At 35.5% G+C, this 19,721-nt stretch carries 19 protein-coding genes and 1 pseudogene; 1 reads left to right on the top strand and 19 read right to left on the bottom strand.

The annotated features are described in order from the left end of the window. Nucleotides 1-30: 30 nt before the first annotated feature. On the bottom strand, nucleotides 31-534 hold the full coding sequence (locus MP478_RS07085; RefSeq protein WP_257200025.1) for a YbaY family lipoprotein: 504 nt from the start codon (nucleotides 532-534) through the stop codon (nucleotides 31-33). Between the two features lie 90 nt (nucleotides 535-624). Next, nucleotides 625-981: an MmcQ/YjbR family DNA-binding protein gene (locus MP478_RS07080; RefSeq protein WP_230035461.1), complete on the bottom strand. Its 357-nt coding sequence runs from the start codon at nucleotides 979-981 to the stop codon at nucleotides 625-627. A gap of 203 nt (nucleotides 982-1,184) precedes the next feature. Here MP478_RS07080 and MP478_RS07075 point away from each other — a divergent pair, with 203 nt between their 5' ends. Next, on the top strand, nucleotides 1,185-1,844 hold the full coding sequence (locus MP478_RS07075; RefSeq protein ID WP_230035459.1) for an NAD(P)H-binding protein: 660 nt from the start codon (nucleotides 1,185-1,187) through the stop codon (nucleotides 1,842-1,844). A 155-nt stretch (nucleotides 1,845-1,999) separates the two neighbouring features. On the opposite strand, the gene MP478_RS07070 is transcribed toward MP478_RS07075, so the two are convergent. From MP478_RS07070 to MP478_RS06990, 17 genes and pseudogenes are all read right to left on the bottom strand, one after another. Next, the gene (locus tag MP478_RS07070) at nucleotides 2,000-2,575 is read right to left on the bottom strand and encodes a glutathione peroxidase (protein ID WP_230035457.1); all 576 of its coding nucleotides are present in this window, start codon (nucleotides 2,573-2,575) and stop codon (nucleotides 2,000-2,002) included. 36 nt (nucleotides 2,576-2,611) lie between these two features. Next, on the bottom strand, nucleotides 2,612-3,274 hold the full coding sequence (locus MP478_RS07065) for a histidine kinase (protein WP_257200024.1): 663 nt from the start codon (nucleotides 3,272-3,274) through the stop codon (nucleotides 2,612-2,614). Between the two features lie 146 nt (nucleotides 3,275-3,420). Continuing rightward, the gene (kdsB, locus tag MP478_RS07060; protein WP_230035453.1) at nucleotides 3,421-4,143 is read right to left on the bottom strand and encodes a 3-deoxy-manno-octulosonate cytidylyltransferase; all 723 of its coding nucleotides are present in this window, start codon (nucleotides 4,141-4,143) and stop codon (nucleotides 3,421-3,423) included. 137 nt (nucleotides 4,144-4,280) lie between these two features. Next, a complete protein-coding gene (locus tag MP478_RS07055) occupies nucleotides 4,281-5,345 on the bottom strand; it encodes a phosphatase PAP2 family protein (protein WP_257200023.1) in 1,065 nt (354 codons plus the stop codon). A 46-nt stretch (nucleotides 5,346-5,391) separates the two neighbouring features. Then, a complete protein-coding gene (locus MP478_RS07050) occupies nucleotides 5,392-5,982 on the bottom strand; it encodes a hypothetical protein (RefSeq protein WP_230035448.1) in 591 nt (196 codons plus the stop codon). Nucleotides 5,983-6,101: 119 nt separating this feature from the next. Beyond that, a pseudogene (locus MP478_RS07045) lies at nucleotides 6,102-6,458 on the bottom strand (four helix bundle protein). A 24-nt stretch (nucleotides 6,459-6,482) separates the two neighbouring features. Then, the gene (locus MP478_RS07040; protein WP_257200022.1) at nucleotides 6,483-7,736 is read right to left on the bottom strand and encodes an aminotransferase class I/II-fold pyridoxal phosphate-dependent enzyme; all 1,254 of its coding nucleotides are present in this window, start codon (nucleotides 7,734-7,736) and stop codon (nucleotides 6,483-6,485) included. A 27-nt stretch (nucleotides 7,737-7,763) separates the two neighbouring features. Next, a complete protein-coding gene (locus MP478_RS07035; protein WP_257200021.1) occupies nucleotides 7,764-8,660 on the bottom strand; it encodes a hypothetical protein in 897 nt (298 codons plus the stop codon). Between the two features lie 17 nt (nucleotides 8,661-8,677). Further along, complete coding sequence (locus MP478_RS07030) at nucleotides 8,678-10,393, bottom strand: phospho-sugar mutase (protein WP_257200020.1); 1,716 nt, start codon at nucleotides 10,391-10,393, stop codon at nucleotides 8,678-8,680. Between the two features lie 194 nt (nucleotides 10,394-10,587). Then, the gene (locus MP478_RS07025; RefSeq protein WP_257200019.1) at nucleotides 10,588-11,289 is read right to left on the bottom strand and encodes a DUF2807 domain-containing protein; all 702 of its coding nucleotides are present in this window, start codon (nucleotides 11,287-11,289) and stop codon (nucleotides 10,588-10,590) included. Nucleotides 11,290-11,497: 208 nt separating this feature from the next. Continuing rightward, entirely contained in the window at nucleotides 11,498-11,758 is a 261-nt protein-coding gene (locus MP478_RS07020; protein ID WP_257200018.1) for a hypothetical protein, read from the bottom strand. 215 nt (nucleotides 11,759-11,973) lie between these two features. Further along, nucleotides 11,974-13,005 (bottom strand): DUF2931 family protein, encoded by a 1,032-nt coding sequence (locus MP478_RS07015; protein WP_257200017.1) that lies wholly within the window; start codon nucleotides 13,003-13,005, stop codon nucleotides 11,974-11,976. Between the two features lie 7 nt (nucleotides 13,006-13,012). After that, nucleotides 13,013-13,993 carry a DUF2931 family protein gene (locus tag MP478_RS07010; RefSeq protein WP_257200016.1) on the bottom strand — a complete coding sequence of 327 codons (981 nt, stop codon included), beginning with the start codon at nucleotides 13,991-13,993 and terminating at the stop codon, nucleotides 13,013-13,015. A gap of 144 nt (nucleotides 13,994-14,137) precedes the next feature. Continuing rightward, on the bottom strand, nucleotides 14,138-16,456 hold the full coding sequence (locus MP478_RS07005; protein ID WP_257200015.1) for a DUF2235 domain-containing protein: 2,319 nt from the start codon (nucleotides 16,454-16,456) through the stop codon (nucleotides 14,138-14,140). Nucleotides 16,457-16,559: 103 nt separating this feature from the next. Beyond that, complete coding sequence (locus MP478_RS07000) at nucleotides 16,560-17,255, bottom strand: hypothetical protein (RefSeq protein ID WP_257200014.1); 696 nt, start codon at nucleotides 17,253-17,255, stop codon at nucleotides 16,560-16,562. Next, on the bottom strand, nucleotides 17,239-18,432 hold the full coding sequence (locus MP478_RS22525; RefSeq protein WP_306552693.1) for a DUF4280 domain-containing protein: 1,194 nt from the start codon (nucleotides 18,430-18,432) through the stop codon (nucleotides 17,239-17,241). Before MP478_RS22525 ends, MP478_RS07000 begins: the two co-directional genes overlap by 17 nt. 251 nt (nucleotides 18,433-18,683) lie before the next feature. Further along, complete coding sequence (locus MP478_RS06990) at nucleotides 18,684-19,655, bottom strand: hypothetical protein (RefSeq protein ID WP_257200013.1); 972 nt, start codon at nucleotides 19,653-19,655, stop codon at nucleotides 18,684-18,686. Nucleotides 19,656-19,721 lie beyond the last annotated feature (66 nt).

Raw genomic sequence — 19,721 nt, 5'->3', positions numbered from 1 at the left:
ATTATGCATGAAACAGCTCGTCAATAGATTTTATTTTAGTATTTTTAAATAGACCTTTTGTAGTTCACCATTCAATTTTACATTGGGAAATTCTTTATCATGGTCTATATAGATATCTCTTTTTTCACCTGCTTTGCCATTTCCGTCAGAATCCCATTCTATTGAGACATAATATTTCATACTTCCTGCAGCTTTGGGATCAATGCGGCTTGCAGCATCTTTAGGTACGGGCAGATCAATCGTAAAAGGAACTGATGTTTGCTCGTATTCTTTTTCTGTAATTAATGTAGCCGGAGCATCAGCTAACAGCGGATCATGACCATATAAACTCACCTTCAATTTTGGGTTTTTAATAGTAAAATTATCCGTACCTGTAAATTCTAGTTTTAAATTTTCCTGATTATCAGATGGATTTGATTCTTCAGATTTTGCCTCAGTATTCTCAGAAAGAAGTTTCTTATCCCTCTTATTACAGCTGAATAATGTAACAGATAAGACTCCTGCAGTCATTAGTAATGTAAGATTTTTTCTCATTTAAATTTATTTTGTGAATTATTTTTAACTATAGGAAACAGGCAACAAAACGCATGCCTTAAAAGCGCATAAAACACCCTATTTTTCATCTCATAAAGACTCATTAATTACATTCTGAGCCTTCTTTGTTAAAGATTTAAATACCAGTTCATAAGACTGATCGATCAGTTTCAGTATAAGATCTCTCTTTAATCCATCTACTAAAACAGAATTCCAGTGAGTTTTATTCATATGATAAGCCCCTGTAATCTGAGGATATTGCTCACGAAGCTCTGCACTCCATTCAGGATCTGTTTTTACATTAATGGACAACGGCTGTCTTTCGAGGCCCATCAGCAGAAACATTTTAGTATCTACTTTTAGCACAAGGGTTTCATTATCAAATGGAAAGCTTTCCGTAACAGCTTTTTTAGCAAGGCAATAATCTAAAATTTCGTTGGCATTCATGGGAGTTATAGGTATTGGATGTAGATGTCTAGCAAAGATCTTTTAATCTTTTAATCTTTTAATCTTTTAATCTTTTAATCTTTTAATCTTTTAATCTTTTAATCTTTTAATCTTTTAATCTTTTAATCTTTTAATCTTTTAATCTTTAATTCAAATTTAGTAAATTTAAGAAAGAAAATATCACTACATCAAACCCCATTGTTATGAAAGCTTTAGTAATCGGTGCTACAGGCGCTACAGGAAAGGATTTAGTCAATCAGTTACTTAATGATAAAGATTTTGAGGAAGTAGATATTTTTGTAAGAAAACCTGTTGATATTCAGAATGAGCGGCTAAAAGTTCATGTTGTTAACTTTGAAAAGCCTGAAGAGTGGCAGGATATGGTAAAAGGTGATGTAGCATTTTCCTGTCTGGGAACTACTTTAAAAGATGCCGGAAGCAAGGAAGCGCAGAAGAAAGTTGATTTTGATTATCAGTATAATTTTGCAAAAATAGCTAAAGCAAATGAAGTGGAAGATTATATTCTGGTCTCTGCTTATGGTGCCAGTCCAACATCTAAAATTTTCTATTCCAAAATGAAAGGTGAGCTTGAAGAAGCTGTAAAACAACTGCATTTCAATAAAATAACTATTTTTAAACCCGGTATGCTTGAAAGAAAAGATTCTGAAAGAACGGGAGAAGTTTTAGGAAGCCGTATTATCAAGTTCGCGAATAAACTTGGATTATTGGAAAGCCAGAAGCCCTTACCTACAAATATTTTAGCAAAAGCAATGATTAATTCTTCCAAAATAAAAAGCAACGGCTACTCCAGCATAAAGCTTGGGAATATTTTCTGCTTTGCAGAAAAGGTGGTAGAAAGTTAGCGGTTGATAACTGAGAGATAAGGTTTATTTTAAAACATCCATTAAAAAAATTTGCCATACACCATCACAAGTTTGCAGGATCTGTTAGCTTATTATTAATTAATAAAAAAAGTGGATCCAACATCCACTTTTTTCAATATACAATTTATATTTTTTTATTTCAGATACTTTGTAATAGCATCATCCGTAGGTTTTGTAGTACTTACAAAAGTGTCTATCAACTTTCCATTTTCATCAACTAAGAATTTTGTAAAGTTCCAAAGAATGCTTGTATTTTTCACTCCGTTTAATTCTTTCTCTGTTAAATATTTAAAGATAGGCGCTGTATCATCTCCTTTTACGGAAACTTTTGCTGCCAATGGGAAAGTTACTCCATAATTTTTCTGACAGAAAGCTCCTATTTCCGTATTAGTACCCGGCTCCTGACCTCCAAAATTATTGGCAGGAAAACCTACTATTACCAATTTATCTTTGTACTGCTCATATACTTTTTCCAGATCTGCATACTGTGGAGTAAAGCCACATTCTGAGGCTGTATTGACAATAAGGATTTTCTTGCCTTTAAAATCTGCAAAGTTGATTTCTTTGCCATCAAGGCTTTCTACTTTGAAGTCATATATTGTTTTTCCCATAAGTTCTTTGGTTTTAGCTTGAGACAGTTCGCTTTTTTGATTCGTGCAGCTTTGCAGAAATGCTATAAAAGAAAGCATTAGTAAAAAAATATTTTTCATTTTTTATAGATTTTTTTGCAGCTAAACTGCGTTAATTTAAAACTTAAAAATATTGGCAGGAAAGACTTTGTTGATATCAATTTTATTAAGTAACATCACATAATCTCCGTCTTTTTTAGAACTTGAAGATTCTATTCTGAATGGCATTGTAAGGTTTCCTACTTTTTTATAATCGGAATATACCATTGTTTCATCTTTTTTTACTTCTTTTAAAAGCATATAAGTTTTTGTATCAAAATAGTACATATTCTTATTGACATTCTTTGTAAGCTCAACTTTATGACAGTAGATCTCTCCTACTTTTTCTTTCCCCAGGTATTTAGCATCGAAACCTTTGCTTTCCCAATCAATGAAATCATTATCAAAACTTTCAGAAACATATTCAGGATATTCCTGAAGTTTATTGGTAGCATAGTTCATTGCATACCCTTTATTTCCGTCAAACCCTTCAATGGCAGTATCTTTTCCATTAATGGTAATCACTGTTTTGGTAAGGTTTGGGCGTTGTTGATAAATTTTTATCGCATATTCATCTTTAATTCCCAAAACTACTTTTCCCTGAAGCAACACTGAGTTTAAAAGTTTCCAATTGGTTAATCCTCCGGACAATTCAATGTTTTTATCTATAATTTCTTTTGCGGTCTGTGCAAAAGAAAAATGCGAGAATATCAGGGCAAATACAAAAAGTAATTTCTTCATTAATTTTATTTATAAATTCAAATATAAGGGGATTTGGCCGAAAAAACAAGAAGCCTAATAAAGCAGAGAAAGTGAATCAGCTCAGTGGTAATTCACTAACCTACCGGTTTTGTTTATTCATTTTCAAATGGCTCGATTCTCAAATTTTAAATTAATTTTCTCGCTTTTTCCAGATCTTCAGGAGTATCAATGCCTACTCCAATGAAGTTGGTTTCTATCATCTTGATCTTCATTCCGTATTCAAGATAACGAATACATTCAATTTTTTCTGATATTTCAAGAGGCTTCATCTCCAGTTTTGAAAACTGCAGTAACGCTTCTTTCCGAAATGCATACACTCCGATATGTTTAAAATAATCTACGTGATAAGAAATTTCTCTGTGAAAAGGAATTACAGAGCGGCTGAAATACAAAGCAAAACCCTTATTATCAGTAATTACTTTTACATTATTGGGATTTTCAATTTCCTCTTTTTCAAGTAATTTTATTTTTAAGGATGCTAATGAGATTTCATGTTGATTATCATTTTTAAAGACCTCGATCAATTGCTGTAAAGGTTCCAGTTTTAGGAAAGGTTCATCACCCTGGACATTGATTACAATATCGCAATCAATATTCTGTACTGCTTCTGCAATACGGTCACTCCCCGTCTCATGTGGCCCTGTCATCACAGCTTTTCCTCCATTTGTTACAATTTCATCAAGGATAGTTTCAGAATCCGTAGCAACAAATACCTCATCAAACAGACCTGTCTCCACAACATTCTGATAGGTTGTTGTAATAACGGTTTTCTCTCCTAAATTCTGCATTAATTTTCCCGGAAAGCGGCTTGCTTCATATCGGGCAGGAATGACAGCGATTATTTTCATTAAGTAAACAATTAGTATTATTAAGAAGTTAATATCTCCTGTCTCAAGGAGGATGAATACTAGTTTATATTCTGATCAAAAGTAATAAAAAACTTTCTTATGACATTATTTTTATGCAATAACTCAGCTTTATTGAATCAAAAAGAAACTTTCACTCCTACCATATTATATTCCCATTGGCGGGATGCAAGAAAATCGAGTTTATATCTGGTCTGTTTAGCATGAGGGTCTGAAACAGTGAACCTGCTTCTTGAAATCGTTTTTCCTATGAAATACCCCATCAATAAGGCTAAAGGATAGTCTGAAGCCCAGTGAACCTTACTCTGCATCATTTGAAAACATAATGCTCCTGCTAATGTATAACCTACAGGCTTTATCCATTTTGCATCGGGATAATTGTCCGCAATAACCGTTAACCCGGCCATAAATGTCGTTAAATGCCCGGATGGCATTGCATCATAGCTTGAAGTATTTTTTCCAAATGCTGAAAAGCTTGGAAATGGATTCCAGGCACCTCCTTTATTGCCATTTGCTTCTGCTATAAATGGGCTTTCTCTTCCGGTAACTCTTTTGATTGTTTGGGTAAACACTCCTGAGAGGATTAAACTTTCCATTAACCCGCTTGCCGTAGCCTGAGCCCGGTAATCATTTTTGATTACACCATAGACTCCAAAACCAATCCCGGCCAATACTACCGTAGAACCATTACCTATCAGGTATAAGGTAGATCCAATATCTTTAGGAATTTTAAAAACGCCCCCTACTTTGCTGTAGGTATTATCTTCACTCATCCCCCATTTCTCAGCAATTTCTCTCGAATTATCCGTTAATTTCTGATCCACAGGTATCAGAATCAGGGTTGCTGCAAGTGCTCCCCCTAAATAATAGGCATGATCTTTTGCGACAAAGTCTTTATTGGTATTGATAAAGTTTCGGGGTAATTTGGTTACAAAATCCAGCAGTTTAGGCTTTAAATAGGTTCTGACAGAACCGTCTTTTAAAGTATACGTTTGAACTTTTAGCTGTTCTTCAGGTAATTCCTGAATTTTTAAAGTATCAACCTCTTGTGAGCACACCCATATTGACGCTGGTAATAGCAGAAATCTTAGTTTTTTCATCCTTGTTTTTTTCAGGCCTATTTTATTCTTATAAAGCCCCTCAAAGGTAATTCCAAGTTCATTCCATTCAACATGTTTATTCAATTTTTAATATTTATTTAATTTTTTTGCATAAAAATAATAATCGTTATTAGTTCATGTATTTAATCAAATAAATAATTCCGTACATCCAGAAGACGTACAGAAAAGAGTAGAAAAAACCGAATCCAAAACTTTTTAATATATCCCCTTTACATTTCCCTGAGTTCTTAAATACCTGACGTAAAGCACGAAAGAAAATCCAATATAACATAGCCGTAAAAAAAAGCAATGCAGACCAAAAGAAGAGTCCAACAAAATAGGAAAGAAATACAAGGACAATGGAAAATACAATCCATAAGACAATAGAAAGTATAGCTCCTCCTATTCCATCACCTACAGAAGGCGGATCAAATTCAAAACCATCAAATGTCGGAGTCTTATCAGAGTATCGTTTTAATCTTTCTTTGTTTAAGATACTTCCAACATTGTCTTTTAATTTCAACCCATAATACAGCCCCAAGCTGATAAACAGGAAAAATGATCCTGCCAAAATTGAAGTTGAGAGTATAGAGTTTTGAAACAAAGAACGGTGAGAACTTTTTCCCGAAAACCAAACACATGCAATTACCAGACTGATAATAGTCAGTGTTGAATAAAACAAAATCTTACTTTCAAGAAAAGTTTTTCTGGGAAGTTTCATAGTAACTGCGTTGGTAAAAAAAACTTCAACTCTGCGCAGTGTGACATTGCTAATACTTAATACTAATTTTAACTATGCTACACTGACAGAGTCGAAGGAATTATTTTTTGAGTTATGAGTTATGAATTTTTACTTTTTGTTGTCAATATAATACTTCGTATTATTTTTAAAATTTCTGAAGCCTGGTTTCTTACATCTTCAAATTCTTCTTTAGAAATATACTCTGTAGTAAATAAGAGCTCCAGCCAATATATTGTTTCATCACATTCCTTTTGAGAAATGGAGAGTTTGTGAACAAAATCTCTTTTACTCTAACCATTCAAGGCCTCTCTGACATTTGCTCCGACAGAAGTTCCTGAGCGTAATATTTGTTTAGAAAGAACAAATTCTTTTTTATCCGCAACAAGCTTTTTATAAACTGCAATAATATTTACAGCCAGATCAAAGCTCTTTTTCCCAACAATACTTTCACTCATAACTCATAACTCATAACTTAAAACTTATTTTAAAGCATTCAAAGCAGCCTCCAGTTTCGGAAGCATCACTTTAATTTCATCAATGGCAAGTCCTCCTACAGAAGCACGGAACCAAGGTTCAGATTTTTCTTCTCCGAAGGCTGAGAATGGCACCAAAGCAACTCCTGCATCATTGATTAAGTAGAATACAAGATCAGAAGAGTTTTCAATAACTTCTCCATCCGGTTTTGTTTTTCCGATATAGTCTAATTTAATGGTAAGATAAAGTGCTCCCATCGGCTCAATACTGTCTATAGCCAGCCCTTTTCCTTTTAAATCCTGGATTCCTCCATGAAGAACTTTTAAGCTGTTTTCAAGCTTCCCTTTGAAATCTTCCACAAAAACATTTACATTTTCCGGGTTTTCATAGAATTTAGCGGTCGCTTCCTGTTCTGGTTTTGGTGCCCAGGCTCCCACGTGCGTAAGAAGTGCTTTCATTTTATCAATAATATGAGCTGGTCCGAATCCCCATCCCACACGTACTCCTGTTGCAGCCAGACATTTGGAGATACCATCAATATAGATTGTATATTCTTTCAATTCCGGGAAAAGAGAAACCGGATCTACGTGCTCAGCTCCAAAAGTAAGGTTAGAATAGATTTGGTCATACATCAGGTATAACGGTTTTTCATCTGCTCCTCTCTTTTTGTTTTCAGCAATCACCAATTCACAGATTTCTGAAAGCTGCTCTCTTGTAAACATCGTTCCTGTAGGGTTTAATGGCGAGCAAAGTGCCAGTAAAACGGCTCCATCCAAATGAGGTTTTAAATCCTCTGCAGTAGGCAGGAAATTGGTCTCAGGTTTTGTTTTTACTTCCACAGCATTGGCTGAAGTAAGGTATGCGTAATGGTTGTTGTTCCATGATGGAGTTGGATATACAATTTTATCACCTTCATCTACAATGGTTTTGTAAACAGCATAGATCAAAGGTCTTGAACCTGCTGTGATCAAAATATCATTGGGTGCATAATCCAGATTCCATCTTGTTTTTAAATCTTTGGATACTTCTTTTCTTAAAGATAAAAGTCCGTTTGCAGGTGGATAATTTGTCAGATTATTCTGATAGGCTTTCTGAATTTCTTCCTTCAGCAATGCTGGAATAGGATAGATATTAGAATTCAGGTCACCAATAGTAAGATTGGCAATTTCTGCTCCCTTTGCTTTTAGATCATTTACTTCGTTACCAATTTTTACAATTTCAGAACCGATCAGGTTCGCTGCTAATTTTGAAACTTTCACTTTATATTTATTTAAAATTTACTAATATTATCTTCTCAGATTAATTTTCTCTCCTATTTGATCCACAGGTATATGGGCATCAAAAGCGGCTATTAGTTCTTTAGTTTTTTTTGCAGTATTGGAATTTGGATATTTTTTGATAAGTGCATTATATGCTTCTCTTTTATCATCATAAATTTTTCCTTCCTCACTATTATATATCCGGTCACTGTCCATTCCCAGAAGATAATCCAGCAAGTAGTTGTGATAATTATCTTTTGCTTTCTTTATCAGTGGGCTTTGGGAATATTTATTTATAAAATTCTCCCACTCGATCAATCGGCCTCCCAATTCTTCCCAGGTAATCAAAAGTCCACCGTTCACGGCATAATTTTCCTTATTATCTTTTGCCATCTGTGAGATGTAGGCGGCATAATCAGGTGTTACCTTATTCTTGAAAACAGACTCATAATATCCGGGCAATGAATGAATTTCCGTAAGTCCTTCTCCCATTTCCCTAAATTCAAGGCCTACCTTACTAAATTCGGCAGCCATTTTCTTTATATTATCCGGCAGATTATAGGTATCTGGTCCTGTATGATAATCAATATACTTGTCGAGTATCTCAGTTTGAGAATCATTAAAACATTCCGTGTATTTGTCTCTTATTTTCACATAATCTTCATACACTTTATTGTTCTGCTCCGGACTGTTTCCTGCAATTTCTTTGTCTATTTTAGTACGATACCATTGCAAAGCTGTAATATAATCCTCAGTCTTATTTTCTGAAGAACATGCTGTATCAATTGGTTTATACTGATCTTCCGGGGTTTCTTTTTTTGCAATTGAATCGTTTACCGGCTTTATGTCAGAAACTGCAGTCTCTTTTTTACAGGAAACTACAGCTGCCGACACTAAGCAAACTGCTATAATTTTTCTTATCATTTGCTGTCAATGGGATATTAATCCAGTTTTAAATCTGTTTTAACAGCTCCAATTTTGGCTTCTAATGATGTTAATTTGTCTCTGAAATCTGCTTCAGAAGTAACTGAATCTTTTACTGAAACATAAAACTTGATCTTCGGTTCTGTACCTGAAGGTCTTACGCAGACTTTTGTTCCATCCTGTGTGTAATAGATCAGTACATTAGACTTCGGAATATCATTCATAACCGTTTTTTCGTTCTTTAAAACATTAAAACTGGTCTGCTCCTTAAAGTCTTTTACCTCTTCCACTAATGAACCTGCCAATTCTTTTGGAGGGTTTTCACGGAAGTTTTTCATCATATTCTGGATCTCTTCAGCTCCTTCTTTTCCTTTTCTTACAATGTTGACCAACCCTTCATAGTACATTCCAAGATCCTGATAGATTTCAATCATGTATTGGTACATTGTTTTTCCATTCGCTTTGCACCATGCGGCAATTTCACAAGCCACAAGGATACTTCCGCAAGAGTCTTTATCACGTACAAAGTCTCCCGTCATAAAGCCAAAGCTTTCTTCCCCTCCGCATACAAATTTTTGTGTTCCTTCAGCTTCGCGAATCATTTTTCCAATCCATTTGAATCCTGTAAGGCCTGCTTTGCATTCTACACCAAACTTCTGAGCGATGTCAAAGAAGATATCTGAAGTCACAATGGTAGATCCAATGAACTCTTTTCCGGTAATTCTTCCCTGTTTTCTCCATTCATTTAAGATATAGTAAGTAAGGATCGTATTGGTTTGATTTCCGTTCAGTAACTGCATTTCACCGTCAAGGTTTCTAACGGCAATTCCAAGTCTGTCACCATCAGGGTCTGTTCCAATCACAATATCAGCGTTGGTAATTTTTGCAAGATCCATAGCCATTTCCAACGCAGCCGGCTCTTCCGGATTTGGAGAATCCACTGTTGGGAAATTGGGGCTTGGAATCATCTGCTCTTTAACAAGATCTATTTTTTTAAATCCTGCTTTTTCCAAAGCTTTAGGAACCGTTGTATAAGTTGTTCCGTGGATAGAAGTGAAAACAATATTTAAATTTTCTTTTCCCACGTTCTGATAGGTAGAGTTTTCAATACATGCATCGATATACACATCATCCTGCTCCTCTCCGATCCATTCGATCAGATCATCATTTCCGTTGAATTTAATCTCTTCAAATTTTACAGAGTATACTTCATTGATAATAGCTTCGTCATGTGGCGGAACAATCTGTGCTCCGTCATTCCAGTATACTTTATACCCATTATATTCTGGTGGGTTATGAGATGCTGTCAACACAATTCCCCCATTACATTTTTTATCACGAACAGTAAAAGATAATTCCGGAGTAGGCCTGTGATCTTTGAAAAGCAGGACTTTAATTCCATTGGCAGTCAAAACATCAGCAACCAGTTTTCCGAACTCTTTTGAATTGTGACGAACATCATAAGCAATCGCCACTTTAATTTCCTCTCCCTTGAACTGCTTCAGCATATAGTTGGCAAGCCCTTGTGTAGCCTGTCCCAATGTATATTTATTTAAGCGGTTGGTTCCTACTCCCATGATGCCACGCATCCCTCCTGTTCCAAATTCCAGCTCTCTGTAAAAAGAATCTTCAAGATCAGGCGAATTGCCTTCAATCAGTAATTGTACCGCATCTCTTGTTTCTTTGTCGAACGTATCATTTAACCAAAGTTGTGCTTTTTCTACTGTTGTCATATTTATGTCTAATTTTTTTAAGCTGGAAGTAGGAAGCTGGAGGCAAGAAGTTATATTGTGCTTCGCTTCAAAATTCTGGCTTTGTTTATTTATTTTATTTTTTATGTCTGGAGGAAAAATTTTCAATTCGGAAAACAAGAAGTTAAAAAAAACATCATTACTCCCATCTTCCAGCTTCTGCCCTCCAGCTACAATTACTCTAATTTTTTATTCTCAACTTTCGTTGTCTTATCAATTTTAAACGCTCTGATCGGATCATTGTAATAGACCAATTTTGCTGTATTCTGCACATGTCCTTTTAAAGAGTCTTTTACATTTACTTCAGCATAATTTCCATTTTTAGAATCAATATTCAGATTGGTAATTTTCCAGTAAGGGGCAATTAAACTTGCTGTATCTGAAATCTTAATCACCGCTTCTTTGGTTAATCCTAAAAAGTTGGCTCTGCTTCTGTTATGCATTTCCACTTCAGCCCTTCTTGTATTAACAGATCCCATAAAGGAAGCATTGTTTTTCATGCTAAGTCTGAAATTATCCGTTTTTATTTCACTTGAAATATTCATTTCTACAGAGTCGGAAACAGCTACTTTTTCAAGATTGTATTTTGAATAAATGGTTACATTATAAAAATCTACGCCTTTTGTTCCTCTTTTCTCTTTGATACTAAGTATTTTGTCGTTTACATCCACATCAAGATTATTAGCCACATTGGGATAGGTTTCTATTTCCACAAAATTTTTCGGGCCTCTGGCATAAAACACCCTGAATTTTCCTTCCAAATCCAGATTTACAAACTCTGAAACCTCCACATCTTTCTTCTCAATATTTCCTTTTGGAGAAACTTTCCCACAGGAAACCACTGCTACCAGCATCAATGTGTACAATACTTTCTTCATATTTATTTTTAAAATATTCTATATATTAATGGTAATGATCAGGCACGATCATTTCTTACTGAATTTCCTGAGACTATTTTTCATACCGGTTCAGGAACTCGCAATAATATTATGTAACAAAAATAGGATTAAAATTTTTAAAAAACTTTGTCATTTGACAATAAAATACCTGATAATTTTCAATTTTTCCGACTTTTTTGGAGCCAACCTATTCTTTATACCTTTTTGTATTCAGTTTTTTATAAAACCAGGTTTTAGGATTTTTAGTCATTGAGAACAAAAGCAGATAATCACGGCTTATATAAGTAATCTTCATCTGCACTGTATCTTTTAAGTCATTATATTTCATTTTCAATATATTATTCTCCTTTTGATAGATTCCGCTATCATCCATTGAAGAAAAAGACCTGTCTTTGTGAAAAGTAAGAACCGCTGTTTTGTATTGGGAAATTTTTCTTTTTTGAATCAATGTACTTATCTGTTGTTTTTCTCCATCATATACATCAGCAAATTGCCATGAACCAATGAGTTGGTTAGACGAACAGGAAAACAGGAAAACAGGAGAAACAGGAGAAAGAAAACGGAAAGAAGCCTCAACTTTGTCATGTGATTATTAATTTCTGTAAAAAGACAATACCTCAGAAAATTTCTGAGGTATTGTCTTGTTTTATATTCAGATTATACTTAACCTCCCCAGATTTCAGCAATCTTCACTTTTTCCAGCTGAACCTTTTCACCATCACATTCCGCATAGAGCTTAATATCCTTATACATAAAGGTGGGTACCAAGACAATATCTATAGGCTTACCTGGATGTTTTTCTTTGAAATTTTCAAATATTCTCATCAGCTCTGTATCATCAAATCCAATTTCTGCACTATATTTCTGCATCATAAAAGTAACATTGTAAGGAATGGCATCTTTTTTATAAACTTCGGCTGCTTTTGCCCCTATTAAATATTCTGATTCGCCATTATAATTCAGGCGGTAAATCTGATCAAAAGTATCTTTTCCATCATATGGATGAAGCCTGAAACGGTAATTGTACTTCTCTCTGTATTTGTCCCATAATCCAAAAGGAATTCCGTTTTTTGCAATTTCAGTTTTTATACTGTCAGAAATTGAGATTTTGTATAACTCATCAAAAAAACCTTGTTGAGTCCTATTATGTGGATTATCATAAAAGTCATTAACATCTACAGTTGTTTCCTTAGCCTGCAAACGACAGATCTCTCTGCGGTGATGGTTCCCTGACAGCCACACGATCACAACACCACCAGGAGCTGCCCCAATCGTAATTCCATCATAAGTACTCTCTTCCCAAGGAAAGTCACCATTGCCATCCGGATTTCCCTGTATCATAAAGCCTTCCCTAAACAATTGAAGCATCTTCTCTTTGGGTAAATCAGCATCTATCCGCCAAAACTTTTTCTCTGCATAACTTACATAGGTAAGATCTATATGGGATGGAATTGTACTGCCTCCCTGACCCGCTTCAGCCCCATCATACTGCCAGCTCCCTGTCGTAACTCCTGCTTTAGGAACTCCACAGATCAGCTCCTTTTTATCATCCGTTAATGTTCCGACATGTACCTCCACAGGATATTCCTTCGGGGCGGTCATCGTTACCCTATAAGAAAACTTTTCTTGTTGCCTGTTTTTTGTACAGCTTTCCCAAGCTAATACACTAAAAAAAATAAAAAGTAGTATTCTCATTGTATCTTTATCCTCCCCAGATTTCAACGATCTTCACTTTTTCCAGCTGAATCTTTTCACCATCACATTCCGCATAAAGCTTAATATCCTTATACATAAAGGTGGGTATCAATACAATATCTATAGGCTTACCTGGGTGTTTTTCTTTGAAATTTTCAAATATTCTCATCAGCTCTGTATCATCAAATCCAATTTCTGCACTATATTTCTGCATCATAAAAGTAACATTGTAAGGAATGGCATCTTTTTTATAAACTTCGGCTGCTTTTGCCCCTATTAAATATTCTGATTCGCCATTATAATTCAGGCGGTAAATCTGATCAAAAGTATCTTTTCCATCATATGGATGAAGCCTGAAACGGTAATTGTACTTCTCTCTGTATTTGTCCCATAATCCAAAAGGAATTCCGTTTTTCTCAATTTCAGTTTTTATACTGTCAGAAATTGAGATTTTGTATAACTCATCAAAAAAACCTTGTTGGGTCCTATTATGTGGATTATCATAAAAGTCATTAACATCTACAGTTGTTTCCTTAGCCTGCAAACGACAGACCTCTCTGCGGTGATGGTTCCCTGACAGCCACACGATCACAACACCACCGGGAGCTGCCCCAATCGTAATTCCGTCGTAGGTACTCTCTTCCCACGGAAAGTCACCATTGCTATCCGGATTTCCCTGTATCATAAAGCCTTCCCTAAACAATTGAAGCATTTTCTCTTTGGGTAAATCAGCATCTACCCGCCAGAATTTTTTCTCTGCATAACTTACATAGGTAAGATCCATATGGGATGGAATTGTACTGCCTCCCTGACCACCATTCTTCCCATCATATACCCATTTGGTATCTACAACTCCTGCTTTAGGAACTCCACAGATCAGCTCCTTTTTATCATCCGTTAATGTGCCTATATGTACCTCCACAGGATATTCTTCTGGTGCAGTCATCGTTACTGTATAAGGAAAGTTTTCTTTTAAGCCGTCTTTCATCCTTGCTGTATTTTCTTTTTGGCATGCCTGTAACAAAATTATGCCACAAAACAGACCGAGAATATATATTTTCATTTATTTATTTTTCTTCCATTTTTTCTTAACTTCTATCTTATCTGATCATTCCTGAAATAAGAAAATTCATTAATATACCGTCCGCTTTCGTTTGCCATTTACAATATTAGGATAATTTTTCTGGGTAACAAGATCAGATCCCGACTGCCCATAAGTAGCATTCCAATGAAGGTAATGATTTCTCAGGAACTTGATTTCTCTGTTCTTTTTATCCGCTTCCGCATCATTACGCTTTTGGCCTTCCAGCTGGCGCTGCTGCCATTCCAGAACCGCTCTTCTGTCGCCTGTGGCATGTACAACCGGAGGCTCTTTATACGCTTCCGGCTCTATAAATACTAAGGGAGGCCCTCCGTTAAAGGTATAATTTTTCAGCTTCTCCTTAATCCCTTCTAAAAATGCAGTATTACCGGGAATCCAATTGTTTTTGAAGTCTTTAAATTCTAATAAGGTTGTTTTGTTAATAGGAAGCTTTTTCATTTCACAAAAGTCGGCCATAATATGCAGAGGAATAAAGCTGTACTGGTTGCTGAGCTTTCTTTCCCCTTCCAGCCTGTAATTGTTAACATTAAGCCTGTAAAAAGGATCTTTCTTAATACTGAGCTCTCCGGGCAGAAACCAGCCCTGCCTGATGAGTTCTTCGGAAAGAGGATATAGTGAGTCCTTCACAATGGTGGCATCAATTCTCTTCGGATTATCTGACCACCCTTCCACATAAGCACCCCCTACATCGCAATGCACTCCGGGATAATGCAGCTCAATTCCTCCTTTTTTACCGCTGTCAGGTGGCGTTTTGGCTACAGAGGAAATATCTACCAGGCTGAAATTAGCCCGGTGCTCATCTGCCGCGACCATATGTACTACATAATCTGCCCTGTTGACATCATTCAGCCCAAGATCTCCGGAGTCATTCGACTGGAATAATCCATGATGGGGTACCGTATCATAAATCCCTACAAACCGGATCTGTATTTTTACCTGCTCATCCATCAATCCCGCTTCAGAAAGCAGCTGTCCCAGATACCCAAAGGCAGGCATCATTCTATTGGCGTAAGACTCTGCTACAGTATATCCAAACCTATCCTTAACAATAAAGCCTTCCTTCCAGGCTGTGGTATGTGCCCTGTAGCTTCCCTGTGTCACTACATGTACAAAATGCCTGGCTGCCGCAGCTCCCCGGCTAAAACCAAAAACATCAAATATCAAAGTCCCTACCACCTGTTTGTTTTTATTAGTATTCTTTAAGATTGTTGTGGCAACATCTCCGATCGATTTTCTTACCCGATCCATAATTCCGGCAGCTCCCATCCCAAAAGCAGGCCCCATCATCAGGTCATCTCCTTTATAATCACTTGCACCTAATGCATCTCCATAGTGTTTAGGAGCTGTATTGGTTCCCATCCCTTCAGTATATATAGCAAATTGTTTTTTATCTTCATTCTGTTTATAATTTTTAAATAAAATAGCGGGATTAGAAAGGTCATTTTCGAAGCTGGTCTCTCCTTTGGATGGATCATCATCCACAGCTCCTCCTTTTTTCTTATAGATTTTTTGGGCTTCAATATCGCTTATTCCAGATGCTTCTGCTTTTTTCACTTCTTTTCCTGTTACCTTTTGCCGTAGCTCAGTATTGTACATATTATTCAATGTACCATCCAGAAAAACTCCAAATGTAAAGTTAACAGCTCTTTTTTTAGTTTTTACTTTAACCTCATTTCTACCTACCACAACCGGATTATTAGTAGGTTTTGGTTGATCAATATGTGTTTTCAGTTCATTTTCTACCACCAGCTGTGTTTTCTCTTCCGCCTGGTCTATATGGTTTTTATATTCTATTTTTATATAGTATTCATGTTCACTTTCGTTTACCCAATCAGAATCATTCAGCTTTTTCTGGTATAAACTCAGCTGGTTAAAATATAAATAGGCATATCCCCTTTCGTTTATGGCACTGCTTGTATAAGTATCCATGGCACGGTCTCCGGTAGAATCATCTTCATAAACAGAAATTTTGAGGGTATCCCTTTTAGGAATATTGGCTGTTTTTATGCTAAGTTTTATTTTATCCAGATAACCTACTTTCCGTTTTCCAATGGCTCTTCCATTAAAATCCTGCCATTCTACAGATACTATTTTAGGGCGGTCTGCAAGAATGGTAAGATCAATAGAATAGGCATTCGGCCTGCCATTTTGTATAGCTACCGCAGTAAGCTTTACAGTTTTTCCAGCCAGGCTGATATTGAACTTAAAAACTCCGTTGGTATTTGTTGCCAACACTTTGCCACCATATTCTATTCTCCACTCTTTTGCATTTATTTTCTTGCCTTCTGAAGATAGCGAATAGGAGCAGCCTGTACCGGCAATTGGACGTGTGTCTCCTGTAATAACCATAGTAATCCAGTTTTAATTAGTTTTCATCTTTGTTTTTATTTCTTGTTGAATACAATATACGTAAACAATGAACTTGTTCATCATTTACCTCTATTCTATACAATTATTTTTGATTCCTCACAGAATAAGCATCTTCATAAGAATTCACGGAGGTATTATCTTTCACAGAAGTAATTATTTTTTTAATTTTTTTATTGTCGTAATAATAGTTTCTTTTATAATTAAAAGCAGCATCCTCATACTTCCCCTGCATTTCAATTTCTTCTAATCCGTCTTTGCCTTTTTTTATTTTGGCTGATGTTATTGTTGAGCTTTCAGGTAAATAGGGAAGTCCATTATTTTTTGGGAAAATAAAATCACAGCCACTATATCCTTCTTTTGTTGATTTGCAATTTTCTTTAATTATACTTTCAATTTCCAAGTCTTTCTTTGTAAAATTAAAATTACTTACAGGAACTTCATCCATTGATAACGGATTTCCTGATACAATAATATCTGAAAGACTCGTATAGTAATTAATGTATCTAATGCTTCCTCCAGCTACTCTTTTTTTCTGTTTTTCATCATAGTTAAATTCTTTTACAATCAGATCGTCTTTATTACGGTTAAATATTATGGAATCATTCTTAAAAGAACTACCATACACTCTTGCATATTCAATGTTATCAGGATGAAAATAATACGTTGACAGGATCTCATTATTGCTTAAATGAATTACTCTATAATCATGTTTTTGAGATTTACAGCCGAGGTAAAAAAAGAACACGATAAAAAAATACAGACTATTTCTTTTTTTCATTAGGTTTCTTTTTTCTGTTTTTTAATTCTTTCCAAAAAATAGTTCCTAAATACACTGCTCTTGATTCCAGAGCAATAGTATCTTCAGTAGCGTATTTATTATTAGGATTTTTGCCCGGAGTATATTTTTCCTTGGGGGCATTAAAGGTAGCGCCTAATCTTTCTACACCCGTTTGCCATTTGGTATGATGTTCATCTGAGATTATCCATCCCATTGTATTCATATGAATTTCAAATTTTCCTGTTGAATATCTATCATCATCTGCTGAAAAAGCAGCCTGTTCTGCACCATCCCACATCGTAGCCCCATTACTGGGATCTTCATTTGTTGTCAATGAGCGGATGATTGCTGCCACCGCCAGCTGCATTTTTGTTTCATTTCTTTTTTCAATTTTTGTATTTCTGAATAAAACAGCCTGCTTACTATTTATTCCATAAGCAACCTTATTGATTTTATGCACAGAGGCTATTGCAAGCATTTCTGAAGCAAGCTCATCTTCAATACCAATATTACCTCTGTATGCTGAACTTTCGCCATATATAGTGGATGCTTTCTCTACAAACTTTTCATTTGAAATAAATGTCTCTTTCTCTTTTAATAAATTGGTTCCAACATTAATTCCTGACCATTTTTTATCTGCCTCCACCTTATCATATTCCTTCTGAGTAGTTAAATATATTTTAGTACTCTTTTCTAATCCGCCCAGGTACAGCCCTTCTTTAGTATAATAGATATATTCCGTATTATCCTCTTCCAAAGGCAGCAGCTGCGCTGCCACTTCCGGTCGTACATTATCTACATTTTGCTGATTGGGTTCTGCAGTTTGTCCATGAAATATAATTTCTATGCTGGGAGTTCCACTTACAGCGCAGGTAGCTTTACTGTCCTCAAGGAGAGCTTTTCCGCCATTATCTTCTATTGTGATATTTTCATAGTAGCCATCCCATTTTGTAACAGAAGGGGTGCAGGGATTATTATTCATTTTGGCACAGCTTCCGAAAGTATTTTTCTCAAAAGTTGCTCCAATGTCTACGTGGGTGGCCATTAATTTATCACTGCCGTCTTTATCGTTGATATACCGTTTACTCTGGGTTTTTACCATAAGCTTATCCGGGGCTGTTCCGAACTGGCACTTACAGATTGCTCCCTGGCAAACCAAATGTTTTTCACTCATCATTTTTTGTGTTTTAATGTTTTTGTTCTGCTGTCTCTTTAATGCAGGGAAATATTAGCTTTATGAGGGATTTTTCTACCTTAATTTATTTCACTATACTGCAAAGAATTCATTTTCAAAAACGGATTATTTTCTGTAAAAGTAATGTCTGACCAGCCAGCTGATTCAGATTTATGGTAGAATAGATTAAGCCTGCCAAAGGCTTCAGGGGACGAAAAGTGCCTGCATATTAATATTTTTTATGAGTTGGTAAATCAAAGATAAGCTTCCTGACGATATATTTCAATATAAATTTTAATTTCTTGATTATCATAGAATGTTGATAATGTTCCCGTTACCGAAAACACATTCCGGGATTCTTTATCCAGTTGGTAGTCAAGCTCTATTTTTCCTTTATCTTCATCCAGACTTATTTCGTCATAGCATTGATCTCCTTTAACCTGAATAACAATTCTTCCGCTGTCTGAAAAAGTTCTTTGCAATGAAAAAACAGTATCATAATAAATCATCTCTCCAAAAGAAGGAAAATAAAAATTCAGACGTTCTTCTTTCTGATAATCAGGATATGAATCATAAAGAGGAATAAAGAATATGGGATAAAATACATTACGCTGTAAACTTCCCACCCCGTTCTCAATATTTTCGTAAAAATAGTCATATGTTGTAATAAGCCCTTCTGCTGTTTCCCCCACATAATACTGTTGAATTCTTGGACGGTATATTTCATTCCATCGGGTTTGTATATCTTCAGCATTTTCAATCCGATCTGGTTTTCCTTTCTTGTTCAAAGACATATGTATCGGGTATAATGCTTTTCCAGCAGTTTCCATGATTTTCTCAACCATCAGATCCACTTCGTTATTATTTACCTGTAATTTCTGCCGGAAAATGGAAACCTTACGATCGTCAAACCTTTGAATATCAATAAGATAATATATATTTAATTCTTGTGATTGTTGTGTGATCAGAACGCCATATGTAAGCATTTCAGATGCCTCGGGAACATCAATACGGGAAACCGGGAGTTGTTTTTCCTTCCATTTCTTGTATTTTTCTTTGGGAATATAAATACTGTTAATGTACTTGGGAAGTCTTTCCGGAAGCAGCTCATGCAGTGCACAGTTCCGGTTGTGAAATGAGATCAGTTCATTTTTAGAAATATCATATTCTTTTGAGAGAGAGTCAATATCTACCAAGTCCCTGATCTCTATTTTAATGCCGTCCATTGTTTTTATAATTTTTTCATCATTACGAATATCAGAAAATAAATTAACGGAATCAAAAAAAATACT

The sequence above is a fragment of the Chryseobacterium sp. WG14 genome (assembly GCF_024586945.1).
GTDB lineage: Bacteria > Bacteroidota > Bacteroidia > Flavobacteriales > Weeksellaceae > Chryseobacterium.
The sequence above is the reverse complement of the archived record's forward strand: the minus strand, read 5'-3'. Positions and strand labels throughout refer to the sequence as shown.